This is a genomic window from Paraburkholderia sp. RL17-373-BIF-A (assembly GCF_046030175.1).
GTDB lineage: Bacteria > Pseudomonadota > Gammaproteobacteria > Burkholderiales > Burkholderiaceae > Paraburkholderia.
Map to the genome: position 1 here is coordinate 42,178 of NZ_JARESO010000040.1, position 15,391 is coordinate 57,568.

Annotated in this window: 13 protein-coding genes; 7 read left to right on the forward strand and 6 right to left on the reverse strand. The window is 65.9% G+C overall.

The features are described from left to right. Positions 1–118: 118 nt before the first annotated feature. From P0D80_RS34500 to P0D80_RS34510, 3 genes are all read right to left on the reverse strand, one after another. The gene (locus P0D80_RS34500; RefSeq protein WP_408290526.1) at positions 119–1,276 is read right to left on the reverse strand and encodes a GlxA family transcriptional regulator; all 1,158 of its coding nucleotides are present in this window, start codon (positions 1,274–1,276) and stop codon (positions 119–121) included. After that, positions 1,276–2,559: an MFS transporter gene (locus tag P0D80_RS34505; protein WP_408290528.1), complete on the reverse strand. Its 1,284-nt coding sequence runs from the start codon at positions 2,557–2,559 to the stop codon at positions 1,276–1,278. Before P0D80_RS34505 ends, P0D80_RS34500 begins: the two co-directional genes overlap by 1 nt. A gap of 126 nt (positions 2,560–2,685) precedes the next feature. Next, complete coding sequence (locus tag P0D80_RS34510; protein ID WP_408290530.1) at positions 2,686–2,823, reverse strand: hypothetical protein; 138 nt, start codon at positions 2,821–2,823, stop codon at positions 2,686–2,688. A gap of 316 nt (positions 2,824–3,139) precedes the next feature. Here P0D80_RS34510 and P0D80_RS34515 point away from each other — a divergent pair, with 316 nt between their 5' ends. Then, entirely contained in the window at positions 3,140–3,853 is a 714-nt protein-coding gene (locus tag P0D80_RS34515; protein ID WP_408181075.1) for an ArsR/SmtB family transcription factor, read from the forward strand. A gap of 182 nt (positions 3,854–4,035) precedes the next feature. Next, positions 4,036–6,600, forward strand: a complete 2,565-nt coding sequence (locus tag P0D80_RS34520; protein ID WP_408290532.1) for a DUF6600 domain-containing protein — start codon at positions 4,036–4,038, stop codon at positions 6,598–6,600. A 106-nt stretch (positions 6,601–6,706) separates the two neighbouring features. Here P0D80_RS34520 and P0D80_RS34525 read toward each other — a convergent pair whose 3' ends face one another. Together P0D80_RS34525 and P0D80_RS34530 are read right to left on the reverse strand one after the other, a co-directional pair. After that, positions 6,707–7,678, reverse strand: coding sequence for a thymidylate synthase (locus P0D80_RS34525; RefSeq protein ID WP_408290534.1), 972 nt, complete (start codon positions 7,676–7,678; stop codon positions 6,707–6,709). A gap of 265 nt (positions 7,679–7,943) precedes the next feature. Further along, positions 7,944–9,338: a sigma-54 dependent transcriptional regulator gene (locus P0D80_RS34530; RefSeq protein ID WP_106283797.1), complete on the reverse strand. Its 1,395-nt coding sequence runs from the start codon at positions 9,336–9,338 to the stop codon at positions 7,944–7,946. A gap of 535 nt (positions 9,339–9,873) precedes the next feature. On the opposite strand from P0D80_RS34530, the gene P0D80_RS34535 reads away from it, so the two are divergent. The 5 genes from P0D80_RS34535 to P0D80_RS34555 all read left to right on the forward strand — a co-directional run bounded on the left by P0D80_RS34535 (position 9,874) and on the right by P0D80_RS34555 (position 13,802). After that, positions 9,874–10,371, forward strand: a complete 498-nt coding sequence (locus tag P0D80_RS34535) for a hypothetical protein (protein ID WP_408181078.1) — start codon at positions 9,874–9,876, stop codon at positions 10,369–10,371. A gap of 93 nt (positions 10,372–10,464) precedes the next feature. Beyond that, the gene (locus P0D80_RS34540; protein WP_408181079.1) at positions 10,465–10,992 is read left to right on the forward strand and encodes a FapA family amyloid fibril periplasmic chaperone; all 528 of its coding nucleotides are present in this window, start codon (positions 10,465–10,467) and stop codon (positions 10,990–10,992) included. Further along, positions 10,989–11,633 (forward strand): FapB/FapC family functional amyloid domain-containing protein, encoded by a 645-nt coding sequence (locus P0D80_RS34545; protein ID WP_408181080.1) that lies wholly within the window; start codon positions 10,989–10,991, stop codon positions 11,631–11,633. The genes P0D80_RS34540 and P0D80_RS34545 overlap by 4 nt, the downstream gene beginning before the upstream one ends. 71 nt (positions 11,634–11,704) lie before the next feature. Continuing rightward, complete coding sequence (locus P0D80_RS34550) at positions 11,705–13,081, forward strand: sigma-54 dependent transcriptional regulator (RefSeq protein ID WP_408290558.1); 1,377 nt, start codon at positions 11,705–11,707, stop codon at positions 13,079–13,081. Between the two features lie 220 nt (positions 13,082–13,301). Next, a complete protein-coding gene (locus P0D80_RS34555; RefSeq protein ID WP_132373534.1) occupies positions 13,302–13,802 on the forward strand; it encodes a dihydrofolate reductase in 501 nt (166 codons plus the stop codon). A gap of 95 nt (positions 13,803–13,897) precedes the next feature. Here the strand turns inward: P0D80_RS34555 and pmbA are convergent, their stop codons facing one another. Then, the gene (gene pmbA, locus P0D80_RS34560) at positions 13,898–15,268 is read right to left on the reverse strand and encodes a metalloprotease PmbA (protein WP_132373533.1); all 1,371 of its coding nucleotides are present in this window, start codon (positions 15,266–15,268) and stop codon (positions 13,898–13,900) included. Positions 15,269–15,391: the final 123 nt, after the last annotated feature.

Below are 15,391 nucleotides of genomic sequence, written 5' to 3' on the forward strand. Positions count from 1 at the left end.
TGAAAGGAGGCGATTATACGAGCGCAATATTGGCCCGTCGTGGGTGGGATGCGGTGCGCGGAAGAATTCCAGTGGGAGTGCGGCCTAAGCTTTCGATAAGCTTTCGTTGTGCGCCAGCTCAGCTCGCCTCGGCAATCTCGGACGCGACTTCGGAAATGGCCCCGCTTCGCGGCGCGACCGCCGACATGAAGCGCTCGCGATAATCGAGCGGTAGCACGCCGAAACGCCGCAAAAACGCCCGCCGCAAGTTCTGTTCGCTGCCGAAGCCGCAGTCGAGGGCGATTCGCTTGAGCGGCCGGCGTGATTCGGCGAGCTCGCGCGACGCCGCTTCCAGCCGCAGCGCCGAGACGGTTTTAGCCGGCGTGCGGCCGACCTCGTCGACATAGCGTCGCGCGAAAGTGCGCGGGCTCATCCGGGTTCGCTCGGCGAGCCGTTCGACTGACAGGTCGTCGCGTAAATGCGCTGCCATCCAGCTATGCAAGGCCTCGAACGGCCCATTCGCCGAGGCCTGCGCCGCCAGCGCCGCGCTGTACTGCGACTGGCCGCCGGGCCGCTTCATGAAAACCACCAGGCGCCGCGCCGCCTGCATCGCGACCGCATGGCCGACGTCCTCCTCGATCAGCGCCAGTGCCAGATCGATGCCCGCCGTCACCCCCGCCGAGGTCCAGACGACGCCATCGCCTTCGTGACGCCCGGCATCGCGGATAAAGATCGGATCGGCATCCACATGGACATTGGGAAAACGGCGCGCGAGCCGCGGGGCGTCGCGCCAGTGCGTGGTCGCGCGGCGGCCGTCGAGCAGGCCCGCCGCCGCCAGATAGAACGCGCCGGTGCACACCGAGCACACCCGCCGCGCACGCGGCGCATGGCGCCGGATCCATGCGACGAGTTCCGGTTGCAACGTGCAGTGTTCGTCGACGGGGACGCCGGGAATGATGAGCGTGTCGATCGGCTGGTCGTCGAGTGAATCGAGCCGTTCGGTGACGATCGGCAGGCCGGGGAAAGTCTGCAATATGCCGCCGTCGATCGACGCGACCGTCGTGCGATAGGCCACGGGTTGTGGCGTGCTGCGTCCCGAGCTGGCCGAACTGATCGATATGCCCGATCGGCCCTCATCGCTGGCGACTCCCTCCTCGCTTTCCACGGCTTTGGCGACACTCGCTCCCGCTATCCCGGCAACCGTTAACTCAGCGCGCCAGAACGCCTCCAGCGGCCCGCAAGCGTCGAGCAGCACCAGATCCGGTGCGACTGCGAAAACGATATGACGCGCCGCCATCAGGACACCTCCGCGGCCAACTGCCGCTTACGCGACCACGCATAGCCGAGCGTGGCCAGCGCCGCCGCCGCGAGCAGCGGAAAAATCGCGACATTGATCGTCGTCCAGCCGAAGCGCGCCAGCAATTGCCCTGCAAACAGGGAACCCAGCGCGGAAAACGCGAACGTCGTGAATTCGCTGGTCGCTTGCGTCTTGGCGCGCTCCGACGGCCGGTACGACTGCGCGAGCAACGTCGAGCCGCCGACGAACATGAAATTCCAGCCCACGCCGAGACAGGCGAGCGCCGCGTAGAAATGCGGCAGATCGGTCGAACGCAACGCGAGCACACCGCACAGCGCCGACAGCACAATGCCCGCGCCGATCACCCGCAGCACGCCGAAGCGTTTGATCAGCCGCGCGGAAAAGAGCGACGGCGCGAACATGCCGACCAGGTGCCACTGGATGATCGCCGCGCCGTCGCCGATCGTGTGCCCGCAGGCGACCGCGGCGATCGGCGTCGCGGTCATCACGAACATCATCACGGCGTAGCCGAGCGCATTGTTGGCGAGCGCCGCCGCGAAGATCGGCTGCCGCACGATCTCGCCAAGCGGCCGCGCCGCCTCGTGAGTCGCCGTCGTGCTCACGATGGGCGCCGCGTCGCGATACAGGAGCGCCAGCAAGGCAATCGATAAAAGCCCAAAGCCTGTCACCAGCGCATACGAACCCGCGAATGCGACCGGCGCCAGCCAGTCCTTGCTCCACGCGGCAAGCAGCGGTCCGCAGACGGCGGCCACCACGCCGCCCGCCAGCACGGTTGAAATCGCGCGGCTTTTGTCTTCGACGCCGACCGCATCGGCGGCGGCGAGCCGGTAATACTGCGCGAACGCCTGGAACACGCCGACCGTCGCCGTGCCGGCGCAGAAGGCCCAGAAACTGTGATGAAAGATCGCCCACACCGAAACCGCCCCGCCGAGCGCGCCGACCCCCGCGCCGAGCACGAAGCCCGCGCGCCGGCCGATGCGCGCCATCAGGAACGACGCGAAGATCGTCGTCAGCGCGGCGGCGACGGTGATCAGCGAGAACGGCAGCGTGGCGAGCGCCTTGTCGTCGGCAAGCGTGTAGCCGACCAGACCGGTCAACGTCAGATCGATCGATACCGATGACGTGTACAGCGCCTGGCAAACGGCCAGCACGCGCGCGGCGCGCCGGTCGTGCGGATCGGAGTCGCGCAGGCCGGCCGGATGGGTGGGAACGGCGGAAGCGGCGGAAGCGGCGGAAGCGGCGGAAGCGGCGGACGGCGGCATCGAAAGGTCCCGGGCGGCGGAAGTGAGATGACCTGATCGTCACATGAGCGTCGATGGCAGAGATGCCAATGATGCATCAATTTCTGCCAGACGTGACCATTGTCCGGAAAAGCGTGCGCCAGCCGCCTATTTGCGGACCGTGATGCCTTCGTCGATGGTGCCGTACATCGTGATGCTGCCGGTGCCCGCGCCCGAACCGCCGCCGCCCTGTGCACATGCACTGAGCAGCAATGCCGAGGCAACAACGGCCAGAAGAGTTTTCATGACAGCGAGTTTCCTGCTAGGACAGACTTTGATTCTAGCCTGGCGGTCGTGCCCGGCACCCGACGCACGGCACGCGGCACCGACGGCGGTCCTGCGCGCCGCCAGAGCGCGATTTGGATAGCGGCAGCGATGCTGGCCCGCGCCGCCGCCAAAGCGCGATTTGAGGCCCGTACTCACCTTCCCTTCCCACGACGCCTGCCAGGTTTTCGTAGCTGCTGCATTCAACACTTCACGCTAAGCTGAAACATCGAATCGCGCAGCCGGCTACAGTGGACTGCATGGCGCGCTTGACCGCGCCGCCCTCCGGAGACGTCAAATGCCCGCCACTCTCGCAGACGAACAGAACCACTTTCCCGGCTTGAGCCGCATCGGCGCGTTGCTCGCCGACCCCGGCCGCGCCGCCATGCTGTGGGCGCTGATGGACGGCAGCGCCCGCCCGGCCGGCGAACTGACGATGATCGCCGGGCTCTCGCCATCGGCGGCCAGCGCCCATCTCGCGCGTCTGACCGACGGCGGCCTGCTCGCGCTCGAAGTTCGCGGCCGGCATCGCTACTTTCGGATCGCGTCGCCGGATATCGCCGCGTCGATCGAAGCGCTGGCCAATGTCGCGCAAGTCAGTGCGCCGCAGCGTCCCGTGCCGCGACCCGTGCGCACCGTGCCGCTCGACATGCGTTACGCGCGCACTTGCTACGACCATATGGCCGGCGAATTGTCGGTGCGCGTGTTCGAGCGTCTGGTCGAAGGCGGCCTGCTGACGCTGCACGGCACGTCGCTCGAAGCCACCACCGAGGGCGCCGCCCGCCTCGCCGACTGGGGCATCGACATGTCGGCGCAGAAAAGCCGGCGCCGCCGCTTTGCCTGCACCTGCCCCGACTGGAGCGAGCGGCGTCCGCACCTGGGCGGCGCCCTCGGCGCGGCGCTGCTGGATTCGTGGACGTCGCATGGCTGGGTCGAGCGCACCGAACGGCCGCGAATCCTTCGCATCACGCCGGCCGGTCACCGCCATTTCGATGCGTTTCTCGCTGCGTGAGGCACGCCCGACTGTCTGACGCGGTTACACGAAATCGGCAATCAGCTTACGAATCGCCTTATCGAGACCTTTTGTTACACGGTGGTGAGGCAGCCTTACAAAAGTGCGGGCCTTGAAACAAACGCCGCGGGTACAGTGACTGCACGGATGCCGCAAGATGCCGCGTCCGTCGGAGCCAAATCATGAGAACAGTCACCCCACACCGCCATTCGAACCGCCGGGTTATCGGCTATACGCTGATCGCAGCCGCCACGTTCCTCTTTGCAGGCCAGGCCACCTTCGCTCAGGAAATCCAGGAGGCGCCGCAGAACGCCGCCGCCACCCAGAATACCGATCCGCCCGGCCGCGTCGCGCGCCTGAACTACACGGCGGGCGCCGTGACCACCGAGCCGGCCGGCGCCACCGACTGGTCGTATGCGCAGATCAACCGGCCGCTCACCACCGGCGACCAGTTGTGGAACGATCGGAACGCGCGCTCGGAGCTGCACATCGGCTCGACTGCGGTGCGCCTCGGCCCGTCCACCAGCCTCGATCTACTGAATCTCGACGACAACAGCGCCCAGCTCAAAGTCGCGCAGGGCACGTTGTCGGCGCGCGTGCGTGAACTCGCGCCCGGCTCGTCCTATGAGATCGATACGCCGAATCTCGCGCTCAGCCTGGACGGCCCCGGCGACTATCGCGTCGACGTCGCGCCGGACGGCAGCGGCACGACCGTCACCGTGCGCAGCGGCGGCGCCACGGTGTACGGCGACAGCGGCCAGGTGCCGGTCGCGGCCGGCCAGCAGATCCGCTTCGGCGGCACCAACCTGCAACAGGCCGCCGACAACGGCGCACCCGGTCTCGACGGCTTCGATCAGTGGGCCGCCAGCCGCGACGCTGCGGAAGACCGCTCGGTGTCGGCACGCTACGTGTCGCGCGACATTCCCGGCTACCAGGATCTCGACGCCAATGGCACGTGGCAAAGCACGCCGCAGTACGGCGAAGTGTGGGTGCCGCGCGGTACGCCCGCCGGCTGGGCGCCGTATCACGACGGCCATTGGGTCTGGCAGGCGCCGTGGGGCTGGACCTGGGTCGACGACGCGCCGTGGGGCTTCGCGCCCTATCACTACGGTCGCTGGGCCCAGGTCGACGATACGTGGGCATGGGTGCCGGGACCGGTCGCGGTCAGCGAGCCGCCCGTCTACGCACCGGCCCTCGTCGCCTTCGTGGGCGGCGGTGGCGGCGGCGTGAACTGGGGCGTGGATCTGGCGATCGGCGGAGCGGTGGCGGCCGGTGTCGCGTGGTTCCCGCTCGGCCCAGGCGAGCCGTGGCATCCGCACTGGGGCAATCACGATCACTGGAGCCCGGGCTACTACAACCGCGTCAACCGGACGACGATCGTCAACAACTACAACCGCAACGTGAATGTGACCAACATTCACAACACGTATATCAACTACCGCGCGCCGGGCGGCGTGACCGCGGTGCCGGCGACGGCCTTCGTGCACGGCCAGCCGGTTGGGCGCTTCGCCCAGAAGGTCGATCCGCGGCAATGGCGCAATGCGCAGATCAACCCGGGCGGGCCGGGAATCGCGCCGGTGCGCGAGAGCTTCGGGCCAGGCCTGCGCAACGCGAATTACCGCCCACCCGCGGCGGTGATGACGCGTCCGGTCGTGGCGACCCGTAGTCCGGCGATGCCGGCGGCTTACCACGACAGTCTCGCGCAGCGTTTCGCGCAAAGCGGCGGGCGGGTGCCGGGCGCCGGTCAGCCTATCGTTCGAACCTCGGTGCCGGCGCATATGGCGGGCGGACCGAGCGCGCTGCCGGTGCAGAACGTGCGGGTCGTGCAGTCGCATATCGCCGGACGTGCGCCGGGGATGGCGCCGGGCGCGCCGGTTGTTGGACCTAACGGTATGCAACAGCAGACCGGACAGCGGCCGGGTGAGGCGCCGCATGGCGGCGAACCGCAAGCGCGGCCGGGCATGCCGCCGCAAATCGCCAATCAGCGGCCGCAGCCTGGTGAGATGGGACATCCGTCGAACGGTGTGCCGCGTCCGCCGCAAGCGAACATCGGCAATCCGGCGGCGATGGGGCAACAGCAGCAGCAGCGCGGTATGCCGCAGCAGGCGGGTCAGCAGCCAGGTGTGAACGGGCGGCACGAGCCGGCCTGGACTCAGCCGCATACGCCGATGGCGCAGCAGGCACAGCAAGCCCAGCAGCGCAGCGGTCCGCAGCCGCAAGCGGGACGGCCGGAGTTTGCGCAACAACCCGGTGCGCAGCAGCACGGCGCGCCACGCCCGGTCGAGAACCCGGCGGTCCAGCAACAACAGCAGCAGGCGCGTCAGCAGGAGATTCGGCCGCCACAGCAGCCGCAGGTCCAGGTGCAACGTCAGCCTGAGCCGCAGGCGCCGCGTCCGGCGGAAGTCCAGGCGCAGCAACAACCGCGTCAGGAATATCATCCGCAGCCCATGCAGCAACCGATGCAGCAGCCGCGTCAGGAGCCGCGCCCCGAGCCACGCCAGCAACAGGCGCAGCAACAGCCTCGACCGGAGTTTCATCCGCAGCCGCAACAGCAGCAGCAACAGCAGCCGCGTCCCGAGCCGCGCCAGCAGCAGGTGCAGCAACAACCTCGGCCGGAGTTTCATCCGCAGCCGCAACAGCAGCAGCCGCGTCCGCAGCAGGCGCAGCAGCCACACCCTCAAGCGCAGCCGCAGCACGGCGAACAGCATTCAGGCGGCGGCAACCGCGACGAGCATCACAAAGGCTGAGCATCTTCCGCCTGCCAACTGGCAGGGAGCATAAAAAAACCGCCGCGATTCGCATCGCGGCGGTTTTTCTTCGTGCGAGCGGGCCGCTTACCGACCCGACCGACGATCAAACAGCCATCGGCGCCGTGAGCGGCTCGTGATGCCGATAGCCGACCAGCGAGAAATCCGACGGCTCGATCTTTTCAAGCCATTCCGGCTCGTACACACCGGTTTTCGCGTACTCCGGCACGCGCTCCGAGATCGCCAAGGCCGGGCTTTCGTACGGCTCGCGCTTGAGCTGCTGCTGCAACATGTCGAGCTGATTCTCGTAGATATGCGCGTCGCCGATGAAATAGGTGAACCAGCGCGGCGTGTACCCCGTCAGGCGACCGACCAGATGCAGCAACGCCGCGCCTTCGGTCAGATTGAACGGCGTGCCGAGCCCGACGTCGTTGCTGCGAATGTACAGGCACAGCGAAATTTCCTTGCGCACCACGTTCGGCAGGAACTGATAGAGCAGATGGCAAGCCGGCAACGCGATCTGATCCAGCACGGCAGGATTCCACGCATGAAACAAAATGCGCCGATCGGCCGGGTTCTGCATGATCGTGTCGAGGCACTGGCGCAGCTGGTCGATCGCTTTGTACAACAGCACTTTGCGGCTGCCGTCTTCATCGAATTCAGTCACCACCTGGAAGCCGCGTGCGGTCGCATCGGCAAGCTGCGCGCTCGCGGTCGCGTCCAGCACCTTGTAGGCCGGCCACTGGCGCCACTGCACGCCATACACGTCGCCGAGATCGTCCGGCCCTTGGCGATAGGGATTCGCGAGCCATTGTGGATTCTGGTTGGCGTTCGCGTCCCACACCTTGCAGCCGAGGTCGCGGAAATCCGCGGCGCTGCGCGAGGCGCGCAGGAACCCGACCAGTTCGCCCACCGCCGATTTGAACGCCAGCTTCTTCGTGGTGACCGCGGGAAAACCTTCCTGAAGGTCGAAGCGCAACATCGCGCCCGGCATGCTGATGGTGCGGATGCCAGTGCGGTTCTCCTGCCACGTGCCGGTGTCGAGAATCGTGCGGACGAGGTCGAGGTATTGTTTCATTCGGGTTCCTTCGACGAGACGCTGACCGGGTCGATCCGGGCGCCACGGAGATTGAGCGGAAAACCCGATTTTAACAAGCGCGACGGGACGACGCCCGGTCACGGCGCGCGGCATCGAAAATATCGAGGGAAAAGGTGACGCGAGGTAGTGCGAGGTTGGGGCGAGAGGACGGCACGCGGCCAGTCACAGGACCGCTCGATGCGCGCTGGACGAACCACTGAAATCGTTTACCGGCCCACGAGACCCGCGAGGCCCGTCAAACGATTTACAGATGCGGCACCGAAGCCGGCAATTCGCCGTGCGGCGTGGCGAGCGGCTCCCCTTCCATATGGCGCATGCCGTGCGAGCACAGCAGCCGGTACAACGTGACGCGCGAGATGCCGAGTTCCTGCGCGGCGTCGCCGAGACGCCCGCGGTGACGCAACAGCGCCAGTTCGATCGCCTGACGTTCGGCCGCTTCGCGCGCCTGCGCGAGCGACACCGGCACGATCTCCACGTATTCCGCGAGTTCGAGATCGCGCGCCGTGATCGCGCGCCCTTCCGACATCACGATGGCGCGCCGCACGCGGTTGATCAACTCGCGCACATTGCCCGGCCAGCCGTAGTTATGCAGCGCCGCGATCGCGTCCGGCGCGAAGCCGCGCAAGCGGCGGCTTGCATCTTTCTTGAAACGTTCCAGCATGTGCCGCGCCAGCAGTTCGATATCCTTGCCGCGCGCGCGCAGCGGCGGTTCGTCGATCTGCAACACGCACAGGCGGTGGTAGAGGTCGGAACGGAACCGCCCTTCGATCATCGCCGCGGTCATATCCACGTGGGTGGCTGAGATGATCCGCACGTCGACGTCGATCGCGCCGTGCCCGCCCAGCCGCTCCACCTTGCGCTCCTGCAGGAAGCGCAGCAGGCTCGCCTGGCTTTCGAGCGGCAGGTCGCCGATTTCGTCGAGAAAGAGCGTGCCGCCGTTCGCCGCTTCCACCCGGCCGATCTTGCGCTGATTGGCGCCGGTGAACGCGCCGCGTTCGTAGCCGAATAGTTCGGATTGCAGCAGATGCGGCGGAATCGCGCCGCAGTTGATCGGCACGAAAGGCGCATTGCGCCGCGCCGAGCGTTCGTGAATCGCGACCGCTGTCAGTTCCTTGCCGGTGCCCGATTCGCCCGAGATGAACACCGGTGCGTCGGTCATCGCCACTTTGCGGATAGAACGGAACAGCGCGAGCATGGCGTCGCACGAGCCGACCATTTCGCCTTCGGCGCCTTGCGAGGCATCGTTGGAAGCCGTTTCGCCGAGGGAGATCATGCCGTAGGCGTGACCGACCGAATCGACGATCCTGTCGCCAGAATACGGCACCGTCACGTAGTCGAAACAATAGTCGCGCACGAGCCGGCGCAACGCGGCGTCCTGCAATTGCCCCGGCATGGTGGCCGCGACCCAGCCGACGTTCGGCATGGTCAGGCAGGATTCGAAGGCGGCGATTTCGTGTGGCTGAAATTCGCTAGACAGATCAAGCAGGCCGCCAGCCGCCATTCCGGCGCGAACTGCCCGGCGCACGTCGCGCGCCGACCCTACGACTTCCACATGCCAGCCGCGCTGGTGAAACCGAGTATTCAGCTCCGCGCTCGGATCGCGCGAAACGTAAATCAGTTGCCGCGTTGCGGGTTCCATTATTCAGATCCTCTCGTCAACGAACGTTAAGGATGACGCACGCACCTGAAACAAGTTCAGACACGCTGACTCGTTCGGGATTCGCGATATAGCAAAAACCGAACGGCCATTCCATTCCGTGCGGACAGCTGATCCCCAAGAAAGCGGCGTGTGTGTTTGAGACGGCCCGTTAGCGGGCTTTTTTAAATCTGAAGCTCTTTTTCGAGAGCTTACTATACGCGCGCCGCTTGGAAAACAATTATGCGAATTTAATCGCGCACTCCTTACCCAGCGCCGCTGCGCGGGCGATAAAGACTTATTCAGCCGACGAATAAATCATTAGTGGAAGCGCTTTTCCTGGCGTAGACCCCATGGTAGTTCGTACCGGCCGGATTAACGAATTACAGGTATTTCCTGCTCACCGTTTCAACGCTGAAACGTTTTTGTCCGTTTTCTCAATTGTGACTCCCGCGTTTTGACTCGCCTGCCGATGCATCAATGGATTGCGAGCGATGGCACACGTTTCGCTAAATGTCATGCACCAAGGAGACACATCATGCGACTCGCTTTCCGCATCGATCTGGGCAAGGTTGCACCATGCGCGGCACTCTGCACCGCCATCGCACTAATCGTGCTGCCCATTGGCGCCAACGCACAGGAAGCCGGAGAGGCTCCATCCGCCACGCTGACGGAATCCGCCGACCCAGGCTCCGCCACCTTCGCGAACACCACGATCGCCGCGCCCTCTTCATCCGACACGACGACGCGCACCGCCATCGCTTTCCCCCCGCTTGCCGCCAACGTGCTGAGCATTCCGGCCGATGGTGCATCCGTGAACGATTTTTCGCTCGACGACCAGGTGCTCTCGCGGCAACGCGGCGGCGCGGTCGGCATGGTGATGGTCGCCACCACACCGCAACTCATGCGCGGCAACGGCGGCAGCGGCAACAGCGTGACGCTGTGGGACGAGATCGCCCCGCCCTCGCCCTTGCCGATTCCGATCGACGCGGCGCGCGCCGCACAGGGCAACGTCGCCAACTACCAAAGAAAGTAGCCGAACAAATTAACGAAGCAAAAAACAGGGGTGGCGGTGTGGCGGACACACCGCCCGCGAACAAGAAAACACAAGACGCAAGCAAGGACCGACATGACTACCTCCATCCGGACGCCGCGCGCACTCAGGTCGCGCGTGTCGGCGCACACCTCGTTGCCGGCGGCACTGGCAAGCGTCCTGGTCCTGCTCAGCGCCTCTTTTACCGTCGACGCCATCGCGCAGCAGGCCGTCAATCCGGGCGACATCATCGTCGAGCGCACGATTACACCGCGCGATGCATTCGTACCGGTGCCGAAGAGTCAGGACCCGGTCGCCGTGCGCGCCACCACTTTCCCGGCCAACTCATTCAATCCGGCGGTCGCCACGATCGTGGGCGATACCGATCTGACGAATGCGCACGGGTCCAGCGGAGTGGCAGCCGGCGGCGTGCTCGGCGGCACCGGCATGCAGGCGGTCACCCAGATCCTCAGCGGCAAAGCCACCGGCAACAACGTGGCGCTCAATTCCGGCGGCATCGGCCTGCCCGCGCCGGGCATCGGCGGGACCATCAGCTCGTCGGTGACGGGCGCGCTGGCACCGCTGTCGAACACGCTCACTGGCGCGCTCGGAGGGTTGAAATGAGCCCGCTCGTGAATCCGCTCATTAGCCAGCTCAAGCTCCGTTCGCTGCAAGCGGCGCTGTGCGTCTGCATGGGCGCCGCCTTGGTGGCGAGCCACGCCCACGCGCAGTCGGTACCGACGATCGGCGCCACCTCGACCATCGCCAACGGCGCCGCAGCCGGCGTGACGGGCGCGTTCGCCGTCAACGAAACGGCCGGTCTGAACAACGCGCAGGCCAACCAGATCACGGTGTCGACCGGCGGCGTGGTCGGCAACGATAACGCCAGCGTGCAAAGCGCCACGGTGGCCGCGAAGGTCACGAACGCGCGGGCGTCGATCGAAGCCAATGCTTTCTCGAATTCTTCCGGTGCCGTGCTGGTGAACCAGTCAGCCGGAGCAGGAAATCTGCAGCGCAACAGCACTCAATTGGGCACTGCGGCGCTCGGAGTCGAGACCGTCTCGGATGGGGAGCTATCCGCGACGGCCCCGAAAAACGGAGGTCTGGGGCAATCAGTCGGGGTTCATAGCGTACGCGAGGGAACCATCTCCAGCGATGCATTCAAGAACGTCAGCGGAATCGTGCAGATCAACCAGACAGCCGGCGCCGGTAATGCCACGGCAAACAGTTTTGTGCTCCGTCCCCCGGCGGGCACTTTTTTTTAACTGATGACATTTAAAGTATCGGAGCGAATCATGAAGCGCACTCTTATTGCCGCAGCCGTTCTCGTTGCCGCATCCGGCAGCGCGTTTGCCGCGCGCGTACACCGGACGGCGCGCTGATTGCCCATCTGAAAAGCCGCGGCTGGCACGTCGTGGCGGCGCGCTCGGCGCATGAGCTCGGCCGTCTGGTGAATCCCGATGTGGCTTGCGCGGGCATCGTCGATCTGGCGAGCTTTCCGCCGCGCGACCTCGCCGGACTCGAAGCGAGCCTGCGCCAGCAGCAAGTCGGCTGGATCGCGCTCGCCACCAACGAACGGCTCAACGATCCCGTGGTGCGGCGACTCGTGCGCCACTACTGCTTCGATTTCGTCAAGGTGCCGGTGGCCCACACCACGGTCGACTATCTGGTCGGGCACGCGTTCGGCATGGTGACGCTGTGCGATCCCGAAGTCGCGCCGCCCGTGAGCGAGTCGGGCGACGAGGAAATGGTCGGCACCTGCGAAGCCATGCAGCAACTCTTTCGCACCATTCGCAAGGTGGCGAACACCGACGCGAGCGTGTTCATCTCCGGCGAGTCGGGCACCGGCAAGGAGCTGACCGCGCTCGCGATCCACGAGCGTTCGCCGCGCCGCAAGGCGCCGTTCATCGCGATCAATTGCGGCGCGATTCCGCACCATCTGCTGCAATCCGAATTATTCGGCTATGAACGCGGCGCGTTCACCGGCGCGAATCAACGCAAGATCGGTCGCGTCGAAGCCGCCGACGGCGGCACGCTGCTGCTCGACGAAATCGGCGACCTGCCGCTCGAGAGCCAGGCGAGCCTGCTGCGCTTTTTGCAGGAAGGCAAGATCGAGCGGCTCGGCGGACGCGAATCGATTCCGGTCGACGTGCGGATCATTTCCGCGACGCACGTCGATCTGGAAGTCGCGATGCGCGACGGCCAGTTCCGCGCCGACCTGTTCCATCGGCTCTGCGTGCTGCGTGTAGACGAGCCGCCGCTGCGCGCGCGCGGCAAGGACATCGAGATTCTCGCGCAGCACATCCTGCACAAGTTCAAGACCGACAGCGCGCGCAAGATCCGCGGCTTCACGCCGTCGGCGATCGAGGCGCTCTACAACTACAACTGGCCCGGCAACGTCCGCGAGCTGATCAACCGGGTGCGCCGCGCGATCGTGATGGCGGAGAACAAGCTGATTTCCGCCGACGACCTCGATCTCGCGCACTTCACCGCGCAGCAGACCATGACGCTCTCGCAAGCCCGCGAGGCCGCCGAGAAGCGCGCGATCGAAGCGGCGCTGCTGCGTCACCGTCACCGGTTGAACGAGGCGGCGATGGATCTGAGTATCTCGCGCGTGACGCTGTACCGGCTGATGGGTCAGCACGGCTTGCGCGAATTGAGCGCCGCCGACGAGAAGGCGGCATTCGCCGCGGACGACAGCGCGCAGGAATGAGGCGGCGCGGGCTGGGCATGGCCGGCGGCGTCTCGTGAAGCTGAGTGAAGCCGCGTGATCTGGCAGCCGCGTCCGGCTGCGGCGCGCGCGTGGTTTGCACGGCGCGTCCCGGCCGGCTGCGCTGCGGCCGCACCGGCCGCCGCCGGGCCGAAACCCGCCGCCGCGGCGCGGGGCCGCGCGTCAGGTAGAATCAGTCCGGTTACGTTCCCCTTTCCATTCGATGACGACGCTCACCTTGATCGTCGCTCGCGCCAACAACGGCGTGATCGGCCGCGACAACCAGTTGCCCTGGCGACTTCCTGAAGACCTCGCGTTCTTCAAGCGCACGACCATGGGCGCGCCCATCATCATGGGCCGCAAGACGCATGAGTCGATCGGCCGGCCGTTGCCGGGACGCCGCAACATCGTCGTGACACGGGATGCCACGCGGCGCTTTCAGGGCTGCGACGCCGCCACCACGCTCGAAGACGCGCTCAAGCTCGCCGCTCAGGATCAGGCGCCGGAAGCGTTTCTGATCGGCGGCGCGCAGTTGTATGCGGAAGGTTTGCGGCAGGCGGACAAGCTGATCATCACCGAGATTTCCGCCGACTTCGAAGGCGACGCCACATTCCCCGAACTCGATGAAAACGAGTGGGTAGAAGTCGCGCATGAAACGCATCGCGCCGATGCGCCGAACGATTTCGACTACGCGTTCGTGACGTACAAGCGCAAAGGCGCCTGACATAAAAAAACGCCACGCAATCAATTGCGTGGCGTTTTCGTTTCTACGGGCCCGCAGGCCAATCAACTTGCGCGCCGAACAGCGGCTGAACCCTGTTATTGCCCCGCGATCGTCATCCGCTCGATCAACACCGAGCCGGTCTGCTTGGTGCCGCGCGTGATCGTATCCGCGCCGATCGCGACGATGTGGTGGAACATCTCCTGCAGCGTGCTCGCCACCGTGATCTCCTCGACCGGATACTGGATCTTGCCGTTCTCGACCCAGAAGCCCGACGCGCCGCGCGAATAGTCGCCCGTCACGTAGTTCACGCCCTGCCCCATCAGTTCGGTCAGCAACAGGCCCGTACCGAGCTTGCGCAGCATCTCTTCGAAGTCGTCTTCCGGACGCGTATTCGAGCTCCGCAGCGACAGATTGTGCGAGCCGCCGGCATTGCCGGTGGTTTGCATGCCGAGCTTGCGCGCCGAGTAGGTAGACAGGAAATAACCCTCCACCACGCCGTCCTTCACCACCGAACGCTGTTTGGTGCGCACGCCTTCTTCGTCGAACGGCGCGCTGCCCATGGCACGGGCGACGTGCGGGTCTTCGACCACCTGCACGTGCGGAGCGAACACCGGTTTGCCCAGGCTATCGACGAGGAACGAGGTCTTGCGATACAGCGCGCCGCCGCTCGTGGCCTGCACGAAGGCGCCGAGGATGCCCGCGGCGAGCGGCGCTTCGAACAGCACCGGCACCTTGCGCGTATCCAGACCGCGCGCGCCGATGCGCGCCAGCGCGCGTTGCGCCGCGTAACGGCCCACGGCTTCGGGATCGGCCAGCTCTTCGGCGCTGCGGGTGGACGTGTACCAGTCGTCGCGCTGCATGTTGCGGGCGCTGCCCGCAATCGGCGCGCACGCGATGTAATGGCGCGAGTACGGATAGCCGGCCAGGAAGCCGCGCGACGTGGCCAGCACGAACTGTGAGTGCTGTGCCGAGACGCTCGCGCCTTCCGAATTCTTGATCTGCGGATCGGTCGCGAACGCGGCGTCTTCCGAGCGGCGAGCGATCTCCACCGCTTCGTCCGCGGACAGATTCCACGGGTGATAGAGATCGAGATCGCGCGGCGCCGTTTCCAGCAACTCCGCTTCGGCGAGACCCGCGCAATCGTCTTCCGCCGTGAAGCGGGCGATGTTGTAGGCCGCCGCGACCGTGTCCTTCAAAGCCTGCGACGAGAAGTCCGAAGTGCTCGCATTGCCGCGCTTGTTGCCGATGAACACCGTCACCCCGACCATCTTGTCGCGGTTGTGCTCGATCGTCTCGACTTCGCCGCGCCGCACGGAGACGGACAGGCCGTCGCCTTCGGAAATCTCGGTCGCCGCGTCGGTACCGCCGAGCGACTTCGCGTGACGAAGGATGTCCGAGGCGATTTCCTTCAGTTCATCCTGGGTATGCGGAAAAAAGCGCTGCTTGACGTCCATGTCTGCTGCCATTGTCGTTGCCGTCCTGTTCGGGGCCGAGCGGCCCAGTGTGTTCGCTGTGTTCGCACCGGTCACGCACATGCCTGGCGCATGCGCGCGCCGATGTCCGCGCCTGTGTCCGCGCCTGTGTCCGAT